The organism is Nocardia sp. NPDC051750 (assembly GCF_044453135.1).
In the GTDB taxonomy this organism is placed as follows: domain Bacteria; phylum Actinomycetota; class Actinomycetes; order Mycobacteriales; family Mycobacteriaceae; genus Nocardia.
In genome coordinates, this window is record NZ_JBITCK010000009.1 from 300647 (window position 1) to 320070 (window position 19424).

At 67.5% G+C, this 19424-nt stretch carries 13 protein-coding genes; 5 read left to right on the plus strand and 8 right to left on the minus strand.

Translation table 11 applies throughout. The features are described from left to right. Positions 1–6 precede the first annotated feature (6 nt). From rpsM to infA, 3 genes are all read right to left on the minus strand, one after another. Complete coding sequence (rpsM, locus tag ACIA75_RS34890; protein ID WP_030522614.1) at positions 7–378, minus strand: 30S ribosomal protein S13; 372 nt, start codon at positions 376–378, stop codon at positions 7–9. Between the two features lie 189 nt (positions 379–567). Further along, positions 568–681 carry a 50S ribosomal protein L36 gene (gene rpmJ, locus ACIA75_RS34895; RefSeq protein WP_025347279.1) on the minus strand — a complete coding sequence of 38 codons (114 nt, stop codon included), beginning with the start codon at positions 679–681 and terminating at the stop codon, positions 568–570. Between the two features lie 105 nt (positions 682–786). Beyond that, positions 787–1008, minus strand: a complete 222-nt coding sequence (gene infA, locus ACIA75_RS34900; protein ID WP_003418601.1) for a translation initiation factor IF-1 — start codon at positions 1006–1008, stop codon at positions 787–789. A gap of 320 nt (positions 1009–1328) precedes the next feature. On the opposite strand from infA, the gene ACIA75_RS34905 reads away from it, so the two are divergent. Next, positions 1329–4037 (plus strand): AAA family ATPase, encoded by a 2709-nt coding sequence (locus tag ACIA75_RS34905; protein WP_397111340.1) that lies wholly within the window; start codon positions 1329–1331, stop codon positions 4035–4037. Positions 4038–4311: 274 nt separating this feature from the next. On the opposite strand, the gene ACIA75_RS34910 is transcribed toward ACIA75_RS34905, so the two are convergent. After that, positions 4312–4812 carry a DUF4254 domain-containing protein gene (locus tag ACIA75_RS34910; RefSeq protein WP_397111341.1) on the minus strand — a complete coding sequence of 167 codons (501 nt, stop codon included), beginning with the start codon at positions 4810–4812 and terminating at the stop codon, positions 4312–4314. A gap of 171 nt (positions 4813–4983) precedes the next feature. Here ACIA75_RS34910 and ACIA75_RS34915 point away from each other — a divergent pair, with 171 nt between their 5' ends. Next, positions 4984–5790, plus strand: a complete 807-nt coding sequence (locus tag ACIA75_RS34915) for a GntR family transcriptional regulator (protein WP_397111342.1) — start codon at positions 4984–4986, stop codon at positions 5788–5790. A 3-nt stretch (positions 5791–5793) separates the two neighbouring features. Further along, positions 5794–6408, plus strand: a complete 615-nt coding sequence (locus tag ACIA75_RS34920) for a GNAT family N-acetyltransferase (protein ID WP_397111343.1) — start codon at positions 5794–5796, stop codon at positions 6406–6408. Between the two features lie 69 nt (positions 6409–6477). On the opposite strand, the gene eccCa is transcribed toward ACIA75_RS34920, so the two are convergent. The 3 genes from eccCa to eccD are packed head-to-tail and all read right to left on the minus strand — an operon-like array spanning position 6478 to position 13474. Next, a complete protein-coding gene (gene eccCa / locus ACIA75_RS34925) occupies positions 6478–10545 on the minus strand; it encodes a type VII secretion protein EccCa (RefSeq protein ID WP_397111344.1) in 4068 nt (1355 codons plus the stop codon). A 44-nt stretch (positions 10546–10589) separates the two neighbouring features. Continuing rightward, the gene (gene mycP, locus ACIA75_RS34930) at positions 10590–11990 is read right to left on the minus strand and encodes a type VII secretion-associated serine protease mycosin (protein WP_397111345.1); all 1401 of its coding nucleotides are present in this window, start codon (positions 11988–11990) and stop codon (positions 10590–10592) included. Next, positions 11987–13474 carry a type VII secretion integral membrane protein EccD gene (gene eccD, locus ACIA75_RS34935; RefSeq protein ID WP_397111346.1) on the minus strand — a complete coding sequence of 496 codons (1488 nt, stop codon included), beginning with the start codon at positions 13472–13474 and terminating at the stop codon, positions 11987–11989. The genes mycP and eccD overlap by 4 nt, the downstream gene beginning before the upstream one ends. 279 nt (positions 13475–13753) lie before the next feature. Here eccD and eccA point away from each other — a divergent pair, with 279 nt between their 5' ends. Beyond that, entirely contained in the window at positions 13754–15592 is a 1839-nt protein-coding gene (gene eccA, locus ACIA75_RS34940) for a type VII secretion AAA-ATPase EccA (protein ID WP_397111347.1), read from the plus strand. Positions 15593–15794: 202 nt separating this feature from the next. On the opposite strand, the gene eccB is transcribed toward eccA, so the two are convergent. Then, positions 15795–17291, minus strand: coding sequence for a type VII secretion protein EccB (eccB, locus tag ACIA75_RS34945; protein ID WP_397111348.1), 1497 nt, complete (start codon positions 17289–17291; stop codon positions 15795–15797). A 149-nt stretch (positions 17292–17440) separates the two neighbouring features. On the opposite strand from eccB, the gene eccE reads away from it, so the two are divergent. Beyond that, positions 17441–19237 carry a type VII secretion protein EccE gene (gene eccE / locus ACIA75_RS34950; protein ID WP_397111349.1) on the plus strand — a complete coding sequence of 599 codons (1797 nt, stop codon included), beginning with the start codon at positions 17441–17443 and terminating at the stop codon, positions 19235–19237. Positions 19238–19424: the final 187 nt, after the last annotated feature.

Sequence of the window (19424 nt, forward strand, 5' to 3'; positions counted from 1 at the left end):
TATCCCCTACTTCTTCTTGCCGGCGACGGTGCGCTTCGGGCCCTTGCGGGTGCGCGCGTTGGTCTTGGTGCGCTGGCCGTGAACCGGGAGGCCACGACGGTGACGCAGACCCTGGTAGCAGCCGATCTCGATCTTGCGACGGATATCGGCCTGGACCTCACGGCGGAGATCACCTTCGACCTTGAGGGACGAGCCCTCGATGTAGTCACGCAGCTGCGTGACCTGCTCATCGGTGAGATCCTTGGAGCGCAGATCCGGGCTGACGCCCGTCGCGGCCAAGATCTCCTTGGAGCGGGTACGACCGACGCCGTAGATGTAGGTCAGTGCGATCTCCATGCGCTTCTCGCGCGGGAGATCGACGCCCATGAGACGTGCCATCTGGCAGTTCCTTAACTGTTGCGGAGGTCTGCTCCCTGTCCGTCCCCTCGTCTGGTGGGGCCCCGGCCTCCGTACCGGGGGTAGGCGCGCACACCCTCCGGGTGAAACCCGGAAAAATCCTCAGTGTGCGGCTGGCGCTGGGAGTTCTTCTTGTGCCAATCCGAACCGCGTTCGGTGCTCGGCGCGGTGTCAGCCCTGCCGCTGCTTGTGCCGCAGGTTGTCGCAGATCACCATGACCCGGCCGTTACGCCGGATCACCTTGCACTTCTCGCAGATCTTCTTGACGCTCGGCTGAACCTTCACGTCCGTCCAATCTTTCGTTGTGTGCCACACCTGGGTGTGAACACAGTTGACCCCGGTCGGGCACGACCGGGGAAATCTCGGGTGAGCGAGCCGGGGCTCACTCGTTCACTTGTAGCGGTAGACGATCCGACCGCGGGACAGGTCGTACGGCGACAGCTCGACGACGACCCGGTCCTCCGGGAGGATACGGATGTAGTGCTGCCGCATCTTGCCGCTGATATGCGCGAGGACCTTGTGCCCGTTCTCGAGCTCGATCCGGAACATCGCATTCGGCAACGGCTCGACAACCCGCCCCTCGACCTCGATGGCCCCGTCTTTCTTCGCCATATCCTCCGCGATCCCGGTTACACTCAACCTGGTCTGATTACCTGGTACTGCCCGATGCACCGGCCGAAGCACCTCAGTGCTCACCGCGGAAACGGCTCACACCGCACAGCGCGGATAACCACAACCGATCGCACACGAACAGGCGGCGCTTTGATACACCGCCTGGTCAGCTTACCGGTAGGTATGCAATCGGGCAAAAAAGGGGTACACCGCCGCGCCGTCACGCGGCCCGGGCAGTATCTCCCCGCCGCTGAGTGGAATGGGACTTGTCGCGTAAACTGGCCGCTGTCCGAGGGTCGACCATTCCAGGAGGGGAACCGGTGAGCCGCAGCAACGACGGCCTCCCCATGCTGCCGCCATGGCTGGCCGATACCGAGGTCACCGGGGTCGGGCAGACGAATTTTCGCAACTACGAGCCGCCACCGGTCGAGAACCTCCCGCAGGACGAGGTGATCCCGGAAACTCCCGAACCGTCCAACGGCTTCTTCAACCGGCGCGGACGCGATGACGAGCGCGCCGAGCCGGACGGGGAGAAGAAGAAGGGCAAGGGCTGGTTCCGGAACAAGAACAAGGACGAGCCTTCCCTCGAAGATCGAGTCGGGGAGCTGCTGCCCAACAGCAACGGCCCGCGACCTGCACAGCGCAACAACTGGGCCGAGGCGACCTCGCAGTGGTCGACCCAGCCCGCGCCGCAAACCCCCGACGGCCCCCGGCCCGGTGACCAGCCCCGGCAGCCCGATCCCGTCGCGAACCCGGACCTGTTCCCGCAGTCCGGCCAGGGCGGGCCGCCCGAGCAGTTCCCACAGCCCGGGCCGCCGAATGTCCCCGGTCCGCCGCATCAGGCGCCGGTCACGCACGCCCCGGACGGACGGGCTCCGTGGGGACCCGCGCAGCAGGGCCCGCAGTGGGGTCCCCCGCCCGACGTCCAGCAGGCTCCCGGACCCGATCCGCGCTCGGCGCCACCCCATGGTCAGCAGCCCGGTCTGCCCACCCAGCAGGCCGCTGCCCAGGCTCCGCCGCAGTATCCCGGCCCGGGTATGCCGGCCGCGTCGGCCGAAGGCCCCGGTTTCGGCGAACCCGCACGGTCCATACAGGGAATGCCGCAGGCGCCGGATCGGCCGAGCCTGCCGACACGCAACCCGAGCGAACCGGCTCCGGAATTCGACCGGCTCCGGCCGCACCATCCGATTCCGCCGCATCCCGGCCCGCAGGACGATGCCGCGATCGGGTCGAGCCGGGCCGCGGATTCGGCCGCCGGCGAACGCTCGTTCCTACCGCCTCCCCCGCCGCTACCCGACCCGTCGACCGGCCCCGCCGCAGACTCCGGCCCGGTAGCACAGCAACCGCTGCGACGCCTGCCCGACCTGCCGCCGGCGCCCGGCGAGGAGCCGACGGACGCGCGGACCGAGTCCCCGGCCGAGCAGGCGGACACTCGGGATCCTGCCCAACCGGGCCCCGGGGCACAGCGCGATGAATCGGATGACCGGTCGATATCGCACGGCAGCGGCGCGCACCCACTCGCCGATCGTCCCGAATCCCGCGGCCCGGCCGCCGACGGCGCGGCACCGGACGCCGGGCCGCAGACCAGCGGCCCGGGCGCACTCGACAGCGCAGCGAACCCGTTCGAACAGGGCCGCGCGACGCCGGACACCGCCGCCGGGGCCGGTCCGCTGACCAGCACCCCCGGCCATCCGATGACACCGGCCGATACCGGCGCACCGCAGTGGCGCGCACCGGACAACGCGCCGATGGACCCGGCGCAGGGCGGTCCCGGACCCCAGTGGCGCGCGCCCGAGAGCGCACCGATGAATCCGGCGGAGAGCGCACCCGGACCGCAGTGGCAGGCACCTGAGCAACCGGCGACATGGCAGTCCGGCCCGGCCGCCCCGCCCCCCGGACCACCGGCACAGCACGGCGGTCCACCGACCGGACACCCCGCCCCCGGACCGCACCAGCAACCGAATCAGCCCCCTGCCCAGCAGTGGCAGAACCCGGCACCACCTGCGCCCCCCCAGCACGGTGGGCCCGGCCCCGCCGGGTGGCAGCAGCAGGGTGGGCAACCGCCACATCCGCAGCAGTACGGCACGCTCGGACCAGGCGGGCCTTCGCTGGAAGATGTGTCGGTGCGGCGCGCCAAGAAGGCCGCCGGCAGCGGCTGGCGCAAGGTGGTACACCACGCGTCCGGCGGGAAGATCAACCCGGGGATGTCCGCCGAAGAACGGCGGATGCTGGAGCTGGTGGCCCGGATTCGCCAACCCGTCCGCGGGGATTACCGCATCGCGGTGCTCTCCCTGAAGGGCGGTGTCGGTAAGACCACCACCACCATCGGCCTGGGCTCGACCTTCGCTTCCATCCGTGGCGACCGCGTGATCGCGGTGGACGCCAACCCCGACTTCGGCACACTCTCACAGCGGGTGCCGCTGCAGACCCGGTCCACCGTGCGCGATCTGCTGCTCGATCCGGCGATCCAACGGTATTCGGATGTGCGGCGGCATACTTCGCAGGCGACCAGCCGGCTCGAGGTGCTGGCCAGTGAACGGGATCCGGCCGCCTCGGAGGCGTTCAACGAGGGCGAATACCGCGCTGTCGCCCGGATCCTGCAGCGCTTCTACAACATCATCCTCACCGACTGCGGTACCGGCCTGATGCATTCGGCGATGGCGGGTGTGCTGCAGCTCGCGCATTCGCTGGTGCTGATCTCACCGACCGCGATCGACGGTGCGCAGAGTGCCTCGGCGACGCTGGACTGGTTGTCGCTGCACGGCTATCACCATCTGGTGCAGAACGCCGTCGTGGTGATCAACTCACCGCGCGACGGCACCCCGAATATCGATGTCCAGCAACTGCGGCAATACTTCCTGTCCCGCTGCCGGGCGGTGCACATGGTCCCGTTCGACCCGCATATGTCGGAGGGTGCGGAGATCGACCTACCGCGCCTGAAGAAGGAAACCAAGCGCGCGTATGTGGAGCTGGCAGCGACCGTGGCCGACGATTTCGGCCGGAGCTATCAGCCGCACCACGGCGGCTGATATCCCGTCCCCGCCGCAGTCCCGAGCAGGCGCGGAGTCTCCGACGGACCACATGCCGACCGGGTACCGGGGTCACGCCGGTACCCGGCACGGACCGCTGCCACGGAGCCTGCCATGGGACGCCCGGCACAGCGCCGGCCCGCCGATGAGCTGAGCATTGGCGCATCGCCCTGCGAACGAGTGTGAGCCGGAGCCCCGGTGTTGATCGCGGGGTGATGCGTAATCCGGCAGAGCCCCGGCTATCGCCGGGGACAGCCGCCGGGCCGCGGCGCACTCACCATTCGGGCAGCCGGCGCCGTCCCGCCAGCACATCGCCGACCAGCGCGTCGTAGGCGTCGGCGAGTTCGGCAAGGTGATGCCAGGCGCCGTGCAGTAGGTCGTCATCGGCGTCCAGCGTCATCAGCGCGTGGTGCGCGCGCACCGACGATTCCGCCAGCCGATCGATGATCGCGCCCACGGTCTCGGTGTGCAGCGTGACGCCGAGCCGATGCTGCGGAACGTTACGTCCCACCCAATCGTCGATCGCCAGCACCAATTCCATCCGGCGCCGGTCGATCTCGACCAAACGGTCGGGGTCGGTCACGATCGACCCCCCGCGCCCCACCAGCCTGCGCTCGTGGAGTACCGCCAGATCACGGGCGTACCAGAGCAGTTGCCCGCCGACCACCCGGTGCCCGCGCGCGGCGCGCACCAGTAGATCGGAATTGGGCAGTGGGCCGGTAGACCCGTTCTGCGCCAAAGGATCAGTGCCCCGCGGGGCACTGGGAAGAGCCATTACGACTGTTGTATCCGAACCTGTCACGGTTGCCTCGCCGTTCGTCGCCGCACAACACCGGGTCAGTACGTTCATTACAATAAACCGCGAAAGAGTACTGTCAAGCGATAACGGCCACCCCCGACACGAAAAGCGTACACTTCGTTACCTGGAGACCACCCGAGGAGCACGATGGCGGACGGTCCGACGTATCGACGGATCGCGGACCACCTCCGCGAGGAAATACGCGCAGGCAAGTGGCATCCAGGCGATCGTCTCCCCAGCCACTCGGAACTCGCCGAGCAGATGCAGGTTTCACTGACCACCGCACGTAATGCGATCCAGGTTCTGGTCACCGAGAATCTTGTCTATACGGCTACTTCCCGGGGCACGATCGTGCGCAGCCGGGAAGTTCTGGAATCCGTGGTAACCGACCATATCCGCCCCGACCGGCCCCGCGCGTCCCACGATATCTTCGAAGAGATCGCGCGCGCCGCGGGTCGCACACCGACCAAAGAATTCAGCGCCCGGATGGAACCGGCGGATCAGCCGATCGCATCTCTGCTGGGAGTCCCGGTGGATTCGTGGGTCCTCGCCCGCACCGTCGTCCAATTCCTGGACAACGAGCCGTGGTCGTGGGAGGTGACTTTCTATCCGCGAGATCTCGCCGAGGCCACCGGGATTGATTCACCCCATGATATCGCCGAGGGCACGACCCGGCGCCTGGCCGACCGAGGTTACGGGGAGACCGCACACCGGGATACGATCGTCGCCCGCCCGGCAAGTAGTGAGGAGGCGACCGTGCTCGGAGTTGCCAGCGGCACCGTACTGCTGGATCATCTGCGCATCGGCGCCAACCACGATCGGATCACCCGGGTGACCCGGCACCGGTCCATCGCCACCAGCAATCGGCTGGCCTATGAACTCGGTGACGCCCCCGGCACCACAGTAATTCGTGGCACAGTGGAACAGACCGATCGGTCCGGGCTATGGTTCTAGCCCATGACCGTGCAGATTCGGCCGGCCGCCCTCGATGATCTGTCCCTGATCTGTCGCCTGCGGCAACAACGCGCCTTATGGCTAGCCGCCCGCGGCTCCGATCAATGGTCCACCGAGGCATCCGGGTTATCGCTCGACTATTTCGCGCATGTGGTCGACCGTGCAGTAACAGCCGGGGAGACCTGGATCGCCGAGATGAACGGCGAGCCGGCCGGTACGATCACGATCAACGATCAGGCCGACAACGAACTGTGGACCGAGGCCGAACTCGCCGATGCGCTGATCGTGCACTATCTCATCGTGGATCTGCGCTATGCGGGTGAAGGCATCGGACGACGACTGCTCGCCCATGCCGCCGCACTGGCCCGGACCCGCGGACGCCACTGGGTCCGGCTCGACGCCTGGACCGGTAATGCCGACCTCCACGCCTACTACCGGCGCGCGGGGTTCCGGCTGGTCCGGGTCGCCGTCCCGGACCGGCCGAGTCCGTCGTGCGCGCTTTTCGAACGGCATGTCAACGGCTGGCTGCGAGACGAGGGTCTGGTCGGCTCCCGGCCGGAAACCTTCCCGATTTCAGCGCAGGCCCACTACCCGATCGGTCTGCCGGTCCTCGGCTGACCACATGTCCGGCCGCCGCGAGACCGCGGCGGCCGGACATCCGATACCGAACCGAGTTACCGGGCCGGGCTATCCGAGTGGGTCGAGGTGCGCGATGTGCACCATTTCGATACCGCGACTGCGTGATACGAGGGCACCGCGACCGGGCGGCAACTTGGTCGGGCGGACATCGCCGATGAGTTTGCCCTCGTCCTTGGACCCGCTCATGATCAGCGTTTCCACCGACATGTTCTTCATCGTGCCCAGGATGGGGTCGAACAGGGCGCGCGACACCCCGCCGATCCGGCGGGCGACAACGAGATGCATCCCGATATCGCGGGCCTGCGGCAGAAATTCGACCAGCGGCTGGAACGGGTTGGCACTGCCGGCGGCGACCATATCGTAATCGTCGACGATGATGTAGATCTCCGGACCGGTCCACCAGCTGCGTTCCCGCAACTGCTGCGGTGTGATATCCGAGCCGGGAATGCGTTTGGCCAGGTAGCCGGCCACTTCCTTGATCATCGGGCCGCAGGTCTGCGAGGAGGTCGAATATCCGGCCAGTTGGTCGCCCTCGATGACCCCGAGCATGGTGCGGCGATAGTCGATCATGATCACCCGGGCCTGTTCGGCGGTCGAATTCTCGGTGATCCCCATGACGATATTGCGCAAGAGCGTGGTCTTGCCGCATTCGACGTCGGCGAACGCCATGAAATGCGGTTCCGTGGTGAAATCCATGACCAGCGGCTGCAATTCGGATTCGCCGAGCCCGACCACGATCTTGGTCGCGCTGTTCTCGATACCGCGCGCCCGCGCCTGTTCGAGCAGTTCCGCCCGCTCGAACTGCAACGGCAGCATCCGCACCTGTGGGGCACGGCGGTTCGGATACAACTGCGCCAATTCGGTCCGCGCCCGCGCCACACCCTCGGCCAGGCCGGACGGATCGGAGTTGGAATCCAATCGCGGCAGGGCGATGAGCATATGCAGATGCTCGGCGGTGAGACCGCGGCCCGGGCGGCCCACCGGGACCTGGTGCGCAACCCGGCGGCCCATCTCCGAATCGGTGGGGTCACCGAGCCGCAGCTCGATCCGGGTGCCGATCTGATCCTTGACCACCGGGCGGATCTCCGCCCAGCGCGACGCGCCGATCAGCAGGTGGATACCGAACGACAGTCCCTGTCCGGCAATGGCATGGATCTGCGGTTCCAGGACGTCGAACTCTTCGCGGATCGCGGCCCAGCCGTCGATCACCAGGAACACGTCACCGAACGCGTCTTCGGGGAACGGATCGGCGATACCCTGCTGCAGGGCGGCGAATTTGCGCCGGCGGTACTCGGCCATGGATTCGATACCCTGCGCGGCGAACCGCTCCTCCCGCTGGCGCATCAGCGAGGTGAGTTCGGCGATGGTCCGGCGCACCCGGTCGACGTCGAGCCGGCCCGCCACCGACCCGACATGCGGAACACCCACCAGACCGGCCATACTGCCGCCGCCGAAGTCCAGGCAGTAGATCTGCACCTGCTCGGGTGTGTGGGTGGCGGCCGTGGCCATGATGATGGCACGCAGGGCCGTCGACTTACCCGATTGCGGGCCGCCGACCACCGCGACATTGCCCTGGGCACCCGCCAGATTGATGGTCAGGACATCACGCCGCTGCTCGTACGGTTTATCGATCACGCCGATCGGCATCCACAGCTGGCCGTGCCGGTTGACCGGGGAGCGCCAATCCGGGTCCGGCAGCAGCATATCCACCGTCGGCGATTCTTCGAGCGGCGGCAACCACACTTCGTGCGCGGGGCGGCCGTGCCCGGTGAGACGTTTGACCACCACATCGAGCAGAGAGTCCGGCACGCCCTCGCTCTCCGGCGACGGCGTCGCGGCCACCGCCGACGGTGGCGGGGGAAGTTCCAGCAGCGGATTGAACGCGGCTGCCCCTGCCTCGTCCGGTTCGACCTCGGAATCCGCCGATTCGGGAGCCTCGACGGGCGCCGCGGTGAACAGGGCCGGTCGCTGCCGGGCCACCGGGCTGCCGTCTTCGGTGGCGGTGCCCTGGGGTGCCTCGTACGGGCCGGATACGTAGCTGGCATTGAACCGCAACGGATCGGAAGCGTCGCTCTTCAAGTAACCGGATCCGGGGACGCCGGGCAGGTGGTAGGCATCGGTGATACCGAGGACCGCGCGGGACTCGTTGGCGGAGAAGGTACGCAGACCGATCCGATAGGACAGATGCGATTCCAGGCCGCGGAGTTTGTTCTCCTCGAGCCGCTGCGACGCCAGCAGCAGATGGACATGCAGTGAGCGGCCCAGCCGGCCGATCATCACGAACAACTCCGCGAAATCCGGTTTCTGCGAGAGCAGTTCGGAGAACTCGTCGACCACGACGAACAGCGCGGGCAGCGGGTCCAACGGCACGCCCGCAGCGCGCGCCTTCTCGTAGTCGTTGACGTTGGCGTAATTGCCGGCCGAGCGCAGTAGTTCCTGGCGCCGGTTCATCTCACCGGCGAGGGCGTCCTTCATCCGGTCGACCAGGGAGAGCTCGTCCTCGAGGTTGGTGATCACCGCCGCGACATGGGGCAGCGGATCCAGCCCCAGGAATGTCGCACCGCCCTTGAAGTCGACCAGTACGAGGTTCAGTGCGTCGGGTGAGTGCGTGGTGACCAGCGAAAGTACCAGTGTGCGAAGGAATTCCGACTTGCCCGACCCGGTGGCCCCGATGCACAGGCCGTGCGGGCCCATACCGTTCTCGGCGGATTCCTTGATATCGATCTCCACCGGCGTCCCGTCCGGAGTGATGCCGATCGGGACACGCAGCCGCTCGCGGGCGGTCCGCGGCCGCCACACCCGCGCCGGATCGATCTGAGCGGCGTCGGAAATCTTCAGCAGTGCCATCAGACCCGGGTCGGAGGTGGTGCCCTCGCCGAGGCTGACGATCTGCGCGGCCGTCGCGAGCCGGTATCGGGCGAGCGCGCGCGAAAACGCCTCGGCTTCCGAGATACTCACCGAATCGGCCGTGGCGAACCGCTCGGTACCCGCGGCGCTCTTCGCCGATATCTCACCGTCCGAACAGACCAGCTGCAGACCACGGCGGGCGGCCAGCCCGTGCTCGGGGGCGGTGAGGTCCAGAACGGTGACCGAATCCAGACCCGATTCGGCGACCAGCCGCTCGTTACCGCTCACATAGCCGTCGTCGATGACCACGATCAGATGCAGCCGCCCCTGGGTCGGCTGCGGATTGCGCATGAACCGGCCGCGCTCGATCAACTCGGCCGACAGCGCGGTCTCCAGTTCGCCCAGTGACTGGTACATCATCCGCACCGACCCCATACCGTCACGCTGGACCGGATGTTGCAGATGGGGTAGCCATTTCGCCCACGACCAGACCGGGCCGTCGGGATCACTGCAGACCACGGCGATGGACAGATGATCCGGGCCGTGAAAGGTCGCCAGTTCCATGAGCATGGAGCACACCAGGTTGTGTGCCTCGCGCGCGTCCCCGCCGATATTGACCGCCGGAAACGCCCGCAGCGAGACGGCGGTCGGCAGCCGGTGCACCACCGAATGCGTGCGCACGAACCGGCGCAACGCCACGGTCGATACCGGTTCGAGGTCTTCGAGCGGCCCCGTTTCCGGACGGGCGAGTTTGGTGGCCAGCCGGTGGCTGCCCAACCCCACGCGAACATGGCCGAAATCGGGGTCGTTGGGACGGCGCTCCCACATCCGCCGCGTGCCGACCAGCGACAGCAGATCGGCGGGCTCGGGATGGCTCCAGCCGAGTGATTCCAGCTGCTTACCGCCGGTGCGGCGGACATCCTTGCGGATCTGATCCAGATACCGGAAGTAGTCCTTACGTTCCTCGTTCAACTCGACCGCGCGTTTACCGCCGCCGCCCCGATACCCGGCCATCATGCCGACCATCGACATGATCATCATCATCGGGAACATCATCATGAACGGGTTGGCCAGCAGATTTCGGCCCATCATCGCCATCATGGCGATCATGCCGATCACCGCGATCACCATGACCACGGGCATGATCTTCATCATCAGCGGCGCCGGGATGGCGCGCGGGACCTCCGGCGGCGCCGTCAGTGCGACCTCACCACCCGGAGCCCGGGGTGGGGCGATACGGGGGCGGCGCACAAAGCCTTCGGTAGCCATGGTTCCTTCTTCGATCGGCAGCCGGCGGTCGATAACGGGTCGTGTCAGGGGTCCAATTCCAGGTCCAGTCCGCGCCGTTGCCGGCGGAACGGGTAGGCGACCGCCGCGCCGAGGCCCAGCCCGGACAAGCAGACCACCGAGCCGATGATCGCAATCAAGCGCGGCCGCGGGTCGGGGCCGGGCGGTTGGAACGGTGCGGCAATGGGTTCACCGGCCGCGGCGCCGACACCGACCGGTTCGACCGGTAGTTCGGCGGTGAGCGCGGCCAGCGGGTCGATCAGACCGTGGCCGATCTTGTCGTCGCGGCCGGTGCCCGGGCCGTGCGCGGTGCGGGTGATCCGGTCCATCACCTGGGGGGCGGTGAGTTCGGGAAAGCGCGACCGCACCAGCGCCGCCAGCCCCGCGACATAGGGCGCGGCGAAACTCGTCCCCTCCACCGAGCGGACACCCTCGGACGTCTGCACACCGTCGATCAGGCCGGTACCACCCGGTTTACTGTCCAGCGACACGATATTGCGGCCGATCGCGGCCACCCGCACCCACGGCCCGTGCAGCGAGAGTTCGGAAACCTGCCCGGTCGGGTCCACCGAGCCGACCGCGAGCACATAGGGCGAGAACCAGGCCGGGCTGGCCACCGTGGCCACCGACGACCAGCCGGAGCCGGAGTTCTGGTTCTGGCAGGCACCGTCGCTCTGCAGGTTTCCGGCCGCGGCGACCACCACCACATTGCGGTCGTAGGCGTATTTGACAGCGGCACCCAGCGCACCGTCGGCCGTATCGAGTCCGGCCTGGGTACAGGCGACTTCGGAGATATTTATCACGGTGGCCCCGAGGTCCACGGCGCGGACAACGGCACCCGCCAGGGTCAGCACGGTGCCATAGCCCTCGGTGCTGATCTTTCCCGGTGCGTCGCGGTTGTTGTTGTCCTTCTTCTCGTAGGCCAGGCTCAGTTGCCGGATACTCAGGATCTCCGCGTCGGGAGCGACACCGGCGAACCCGTCGTCCGGGCTGGGCTGGGCGCCGATGATCCCGGCGACCAGGGTGCCGTGCCCGTCGCAGTCGACCGTGCCGTCGGTATCGGAGACATAGTCACCGCCCGGCTGCAGCCGCGGTAACCGCGGGTGCCGGTTCACGCCGGTATCGATCACGGCCACCTTCTGACCGGCGCCCCGACTGAACTGCCAGGCCGCCGGCAGGTTCAGCACCTGTTGCGAGACCGGAGGGGCACTCGGTGGCGCACCGGTGAGTACAGGTGCGGCACAGACCGCGCTCTGCTCGGTGGGCTCCAATGGTGCGGGCCGGCCGCTGATGGCCTGCGCCGCGGCGAGCGCACCCGGGTCGATCGCGGGCTGCGGTACGGCCGCCGCGTACGAGTCGGGCAGGGCCACCGCCGCCCCCAGGACGGTGGCGGCACAGACCAGACGCAGCAGCGGGCGAGCACTCATATGCTCAGGTTCCGGGCCATACCGTAGATGCCCATCATCCAGAGCACCAACGGGATCACCGCCATGATCAGCGCGTACTCGAAGAGTTCGATCCCGCGCCGGACCACCGGGGTGACCTCGATATGCGGACCGATCACCCCGAACCCGACCACCCCGAGGGTGAAGGCCAGCAGGATCGCGGCGCAGAGCAGCATGAGATCGCTGTCGCCGAAAGACAATCCGACGATCAACATCACAAAGGTGACGCAGGCACCGCCGATCAGAGTCGCGGCCTGGGTGATATCGGCGAACGACCGCCCGCGCAGCGACAGAATGACCGCGGTGATCACCGCGAGCGTGATGCCCTGCCACCGATAGGGCCCCAGCGGGTCGGCGACGCCGAACGCCCCGATCACCGTACTGGCGGTACATGCGGCAATGAGGCCGGTCTGGAATCGGTTCGCGGCCCGGGCGCGCTCACCGAGTCCGGCGGCGGACGGCAGCGCGGTGGCGCCGATAGCACCGATCCCCTCGATGGTGGGCCGCGGTTCGTGATCGGCCGGGTCGATCGCGGCCCCGGCGGTCGGCACCGGCGGGACCGGCAGCCGCGCCAGGAGGGCGGCCAATCGGGGCACCATCGACAGGATCATGATCCCCGCGACCAGCAGTCCGGCACCCACCTTCGGTAGTCCCGGATGCCAGATCAGATAGATCCCGGCGGTGACCATCGCGATCACCGCGGACGCCGCGGCGCAGGAGAACAGGGTGGCGCCGACCCCGGTCAGCCGATAGCCGAGTATCGCCGCCACCAGCAGAACCGAACTGCCCAGCAGCAGATGGGGACTGCCCAGCGCACCCGGCACGACCAGCGCGGCGCCACCGAACAACAACATCAGCCCGTCGGCCGACAACCACGAACCGGTGAGCTCGTCGCCGTATTTGCGCACGGTGATACCCGCGGCGACCAGCGCGGCCACACCCGAGCCGAGCAACGCCAGACCCGGCGCGAGGGGATCGCCGTCGCCCCGCGAGACGACCAGCACGACCAGAGTGGTGAGGACCGTGATCGCCGAGACGACCAGTCCCATCCAGCGTGCCGAGGCGCCGGACCAACCGGTGAACTCCTCTGCGGTGAGACGCGATACCGCGTCGATCACATCGTCGAACAGTGCGGGGGCTTCTTTCGCGCCGACCGAACGCAGGACCAGGAGCTCACCGTCGTAGACCTCGGCCTCGGTCAGCGTCCGGCTCGGTGCGATCGCGTCCCGGCCCAGCCGCGCCAAAGTCCAGTGCTGGGCGTCGAGCGGACCCGTATCCTCGTCGGATTCCGGCAGGTTGGGGTTGCGCGAATCGATCAGAGCCACCAGATCACCGATGAAGCTCGCGATCGGCACCGTCGCCGGCAGCCCGACATCGACCTGTGTGTTACCTCCGATAACCGAGACCCGGCACAGTTCCGGCTCCTGCGCACGGGCGGCACTCGGCGTTTCGACCACGGTACTCATCTCCCCACCCACGTCCCGATCAACAGTTCATGCCTGAGCAATTGACAATTCATATTCCCGCAATCAATGGTATGTTGCGGAGATACACCGCACTGCGGAACGCGTTCTGTATCAGTAACTTCGGCAATTGTCGAGCACTCTCAGCTGGCTGGCGTCACGTTGCGTCCTCCCGGCAACCGAACCTAATGTAACGGAGCGCCGAGGCGCGCGCGATCGGTAGTCTGGTATCCAGATAATCGTTCTCTTTACGCCTAGACAAGAATTCGGGGAGCGCCTGCAATGACCGGCAACCGCCAAGCTCAACGCGCATTCGACGCCGGAGTCCTGTCGCTCGGATTGGCCATCGAAGGCCAGGAGTCCACCCGCGACCTCGAGTACGCCAAGCTGGCGTTCCAACGCGCCACCGAATGGGATCCGGGCATGTGCGACGCCTGGCTGGGCCGGGCGGCCGCGGGCGAGCTCACCAAGGATGTGCTGTTCAACCTGCAGAAGACCTGTGACAGCACGCTGTATCGCGAGCAGCGGCGGGTGGGGTTGCGACCGCGTGAGCTCGCGGGCCGCTTCCAGCCGGGCCTCTACATCGATTACCCGCTGGCCAGCCGGACGGAGATCTCACTGGCCTGGGCCGCACAACTGATCGGGGACAAGGACTTCGACGAGGCCGAACGGGTCCTGGACCAGCTCGACGCGTATCGCCGGGGCCAGCTCAACGATGCCGAGCGCGAGCCCGACAACCGGATCATCGCGTATGTGCGGGGGGTGCTGCACTACACGACGCAGCGCTGGCCCGATGTCATGACCGTACTGGCCGGATCGGCGGAATGGGACGACCCGTACCTCGCCGCCGGCGCACATGTCATGACGGGGACGGCCTGCGCCCAGCTGGGTTTGTTCGCGGAGTCGATCCGCCGGATGCAGGCGGCCGAACAAGGACCGATCCCCGCCGCCCGTTCCACCGCCATGTTCTGCCGTGGTCTGTGCCTACGCGAAACCGGCAACGAGGACGAGGCGCAGGCCCTGTTCGAGAAGGTGTACTCCCAGGCGCCGGATTTCGAGGCCAATGCTGCGGCCCTGCGCGACCGCACCTACCGGATCACCGTCACCAACCGCGAGGTGATCGAGGCCCGGACCGATAAATGGGACCCGGCCTCCTCGCCCACGATGGAGCAGATGAACCGGGCCGAGGTGCAGGACCGGGCCAAGGAGACGCTGGCCGAGGCCCGGGCCGAACTGGACTCCCAGATCGGCCTCGCCTCGGTGAAAACCCAGGTGGCCAAGCTGCAGTCGACGGCCCAGCTGGCCAAGATCCGGGCCGAGAAGGGGATGGCCAGCGCACCACGCGGCCAGCACCTGGCGTTCACCGGGCCGCCCGGTACCGGTAAGACCACCATCGCCCGGGTCGTCGCCAAGATCTACTGCGGTCTCGGGCTGCTGCAGACCGAGAAGATGGTCGAGGCCAAGCGCGCGGATTTCGTCGGCGAGCATCTGGGCAGCACCGCCATCAAAACCGGCAAGCTGATCGACAGCGCGATGGACGGTGTCCTCTTCATCGACGAGGCCTACACCCTGATCCAGACGGGCCTGTCCGGCGGTGACGCGTTCGGCCGCGAGGCCGTGGATACCCTGCTGGCCCGGATGGAGAACGACCGGGACCGCCTGGTGGTCATCATCGCCGGCTACGACGGCGAGATCAACCGGTTGCTGGCCGCCAACGACGGTCTCGCCTCACGTTTCGCCAAACGTTTGCAGTTCCCGTCGTACAGCGCGACCGAGCTCGGCGAGATCGGTGAGGTCATCGCGAAGAAGCGCGATTCGGATCTTTCCGAGGAAGCGCTGAAGGTTCTCGTCCGGGCGTGCGACCGGCTGTACGCGATGGAGAGCACCGATCAGAGCGGGCAGCCGCGCCGCGGCGTGGACCTCGCCGGTAACGGCCGGTTCATCCGCAATGTGATCGAAGCCGCCGAGGAGGAACGTGAGTTCCGCCTGGCAAACGACGAATCCCTGGATCTCACCGAGATCGACGAGGCGGTACTGCGGCGTATCGAGGAACCGGATATGCGGCTCGCCCTGGCAACCATCCTGGAATCGCTGAATATCGGGTGGACAGACCCGGGCTGAGAAACTCCGGAGTTCCCGGCGAAGCGTCGCATCGACCCGGCCGCGAAGAAAATAGGCCGTTCGAGCCGATCGGTTCGCGCCGGCTCCCTCACCCCGGGACCCGGCGCGGTGCTGGATCGACCGAGCCGTCCGCGACCGAATCGGCGGATCTTGCGGCCGTGTTCGGGGCCGATCGGCGAAACCGGTCCGTTCTCCGGCGGGCTCAGCCCTCCGTCAATGAATCGTGGCTCACCAGCGCCTCTTGCGGATCCAGTGTGGGGCCGGGAACGAGCTGGCCGATGATGGCCCAGGGTGCCAGGTGCGGGGTGTTACCCAAGCCGAGGACATTCGCGGTCGCCGGATCGGGTACGCCGTAGCGGATGCCGTTATCGGCAACGTAGAACAGGCTGCCGCGCCGGGGGCTGCCCGGTTCCAGACCGGTGATCTGGACGTACTCACCGTGGGCGGGTTCGATATACACCTGGTCCACCCGGTCACCGCTGCTGTCCGCAGTCGCCAGCCGGACCGGTTCGGCCGATTCCGCGATCGGCAGTCTGGTCCCGATCAACAGGCCCACCGAGGCCCGCTCCCCCGGACCGTCGCCGGGCCCCGTCTCCACCGGTGCGGTCCCCGGAGATTTCGCCCAGGTGATACAGGTGACCGGGCCGTCTTCGGCGTCGACTATCTCCGGGATCTGCCCGGGGAAATCATCGACCGGCAGCCGATGTACCACCGGGACCTCGTCCAGGACGTCGGGTGGCAGTACCGCGACCTCGCTCATCCCGTGCGAGTCGGCATACCGGATCACTTCGGCGGTGAAGGGCGACACCGGCTGGACTCCGTCAGCGAGCACGACATACATTTCGGTGCCGGTAGCACCGCCGGCGACCGAGATGATCCCGCCGATCGGCACCTCGGACAGCGGCCCCGGGCCCGGTTCGCCCGCGCGGTCGATGGCCGGGGCCCGCAGCGCCGGGACCTGTGTGGTGGCACCCAGGAATCCGGTACCCACCGGCCTCGGGCGATGAGCCGGCAGGTCGAGAGCGCGGGAAAGTACCGAATCCTTCGGATCGACCTCGGCGCGTTTGCCGTCGTAGACCAGGTAGGTTTTGTCGTCGCGGGTCACCAGGAGGGTCTCGGCCGGCCCGGCGGCACGGACCCGGTCGGTGAGTTCGGGGGTACCCGACACCACCGTGGTGGTCGCCCCCGCCGCCGATGCCGCGCTACCTCCCGCGGACAACTGGATGGATTCGCACAGCGACCAATGGGAATCACCGTCCTGCGCCGAGCCCGGGAGCGCGGCGGGGGCCCCGGGAATACCGAGCAGCGGGCCGCGCGGCAGCGTACCCAGTTTGTCGTCTTTGACCGCATGCGGTTCGGCATTGCTGCCGGTGATCAGCCGAGCGGATGCCAGATTCAGGACCGGATGCAGGGTTTGGCTACCGTCTTCTTTCTTGACAACCACATACAGCGCCCCGCTGGATTTGCCGGAAACGATGAGGGCGTCGCCGATCGCGCCCTGGGGACGCAGGAAGGCCAGGATCGCCGCACCGGCGGTGATGAGGATTCCGAGGACCAGACCGACCAGCAGCGACCGGATCTGGGAGCGCATGGGGTCGTGCAGCATCCGCACATCGCGGCGTACCAGGGCGTGGTCGAGACGGCGTAGCAGGAAACGGTACCCGTTCACCTGGGCACGGGTAGTCAGCTGTGCTGGCACTGGGACTCCATCGCGCTATCGACCGCAATCTCTTTCGACACGGTACCGTAATTCCCGACGGTTACGTCGGCCCATATCGGTGGAATCGCCGCCGGCACATCGGTAACCGAATGCAGCCGAGGCAGGAACGAACAATTGTGAACGATACGATGAACGCTGATCGAGCGGCCGGTGACGCACCACCTGCGGCCGGAAATCCGGAGCCGCCGATTTCTTCGGATTCGGTAAATATTCGGACGTCCGCCTACGACACTCTGCGGGATCCCGAATTCTGGTTGTTCCGTATTTTCCCCCTTCGCATAGTCGTCCCCGGTGTGCTGGCCGCGGCCGCGGTCGCGTGGGTCGTCCTGGCGTTCACCGATTCGGGCTGGTACTCGCTCGGCGCCGGAGTCGCGGTCGGCCTGATCGGCCTCACCCCCCTCGGCGGCCGGACCCTCATCGCCCGCATCGGCGGGATCGCTACCCGGAGCGGGCGGATCTCGGCCGGACGACTGGAGCAGGCTGCCGCCTTCGATGTACCGCTACCCGAGGGCGGCGGTTACGGCGTGCGCTGGGACGGCGATCTGCTGCTGACCATGCTGCGGATAGATCCACCCCCGGACACCCTGACGCTGCTGCGCCCCGGTTCGCTCAGTACGGAGCAACTGCTGCCGCTTCCCGAAATCGCCCGCTGCCTGGACCAATTCGATCTGACCCTCGCCGGTATCGACGTGGTCAGCACCGGTGCCCGCACCGCCGGAACAGGTATCGCCGCGCATCTCTACGACCGGATCCTCGGACCGCTGCCGGCCATCGCGCACCGGACCTGCTGGCTGGTGCTGCGCCTGGATCCGCTGGCGAACGCCGAAGCCGTGGACAACCGCGGTGGCGGAGGCACGGGTGCGCTGCGCGCCGCGATCATCGCGACCCGGCGAGTCGCGAACCGGCTGGCCGCCCACGATATCGCCGCATCGGTGCTGACAGCGACCGAAATGAACACGGCCGTCCGGGAACTCACCCACGGGATCGCGGTGGACCAGATCACCGAGTCACCGAAATGGCTCGAATCCCAGGGCAGGCACCTCGCGCAGTACCAGATCAGCGCCGATATGGTCGGCCCGCGGGGGCTGGCCGATGTCTGGGCGGTACCCAGCCTGTCGACCACGGTCACGCTGCGACTGCGGCCGGGTATCAACCGCAACGACCCACATACCGAACTCGCGGATACCGTGGTCCTCAATGCCGTGGTCCGGTTCGACACCGTCGAGCCGCCCGAGCAACCGCCACTGCCCGGACTCCGTGAGCTCTACGGCAATCAACTGCGCATCCTGCTCGATACGCTTCCGGTCGGCTATACCGGCCGCTGGGGACGGGATGTGGCATACCGGGGCACCCTCGCCGCGCTGAGCGAATTCACCGTTCCCACGGCCGGTTGCGGACAGCTCATCGGCGCCGATGATCTGGGGCAGGGTATCGCCGTGCCGCTGGTCGGTGAGGGAACCCGCCAGCTGGAGGTGATCGGTTCGCTGGACCTCGCGCAACAGGTCATTCTGCGGGCCACCGGCCTCGGCGCGCACGCCGTCGTGCACACCTCCCGGCCGGAAGCGTGGCAGACCATCGTGCGTAACCTCGACGCCCCGCAGGTCCTCACCATCGCACCGCGCGCCGCGGGAGCCACCTACCATCCGCCCGGTCCGCCGCCGCTGCCCACGGCGCCCTATCCGAGTACCACGGTGCTCGTATTCGACGGTGTCCCGCCGGTTTCCCATGCGGGCGGCGCGACGATCGTGCACGTCCGGCAACCGCACGAACCGGCCGGGTCGATCGATGCCGACGTGTCGCTGATCCAGGACCCCGCGGCGCCGAACCGGGTCACGGTGCGTACCCCGGCGGTGACGACCACAGTGAACATGGTGACCACCCGGGAAGAAATGCACTACATCGGCGAATCTCTCGCCGCCCGCTGAACCGGAACCGGAACCGGATATACGAAAACGGCCGGTTGGATCCTCACCCGATCCAACCGGCCGTTTCGTAGTGCTTACCGAAAACCGCTCACGCGAAGGCGGCGAAACCGTCGCCGATCTTCTTATCGGTTTCCAGCGCGCGGTTCAGCGCGTTCTCCACCGCGATGGCGAGCTGATCGAGCTTGTG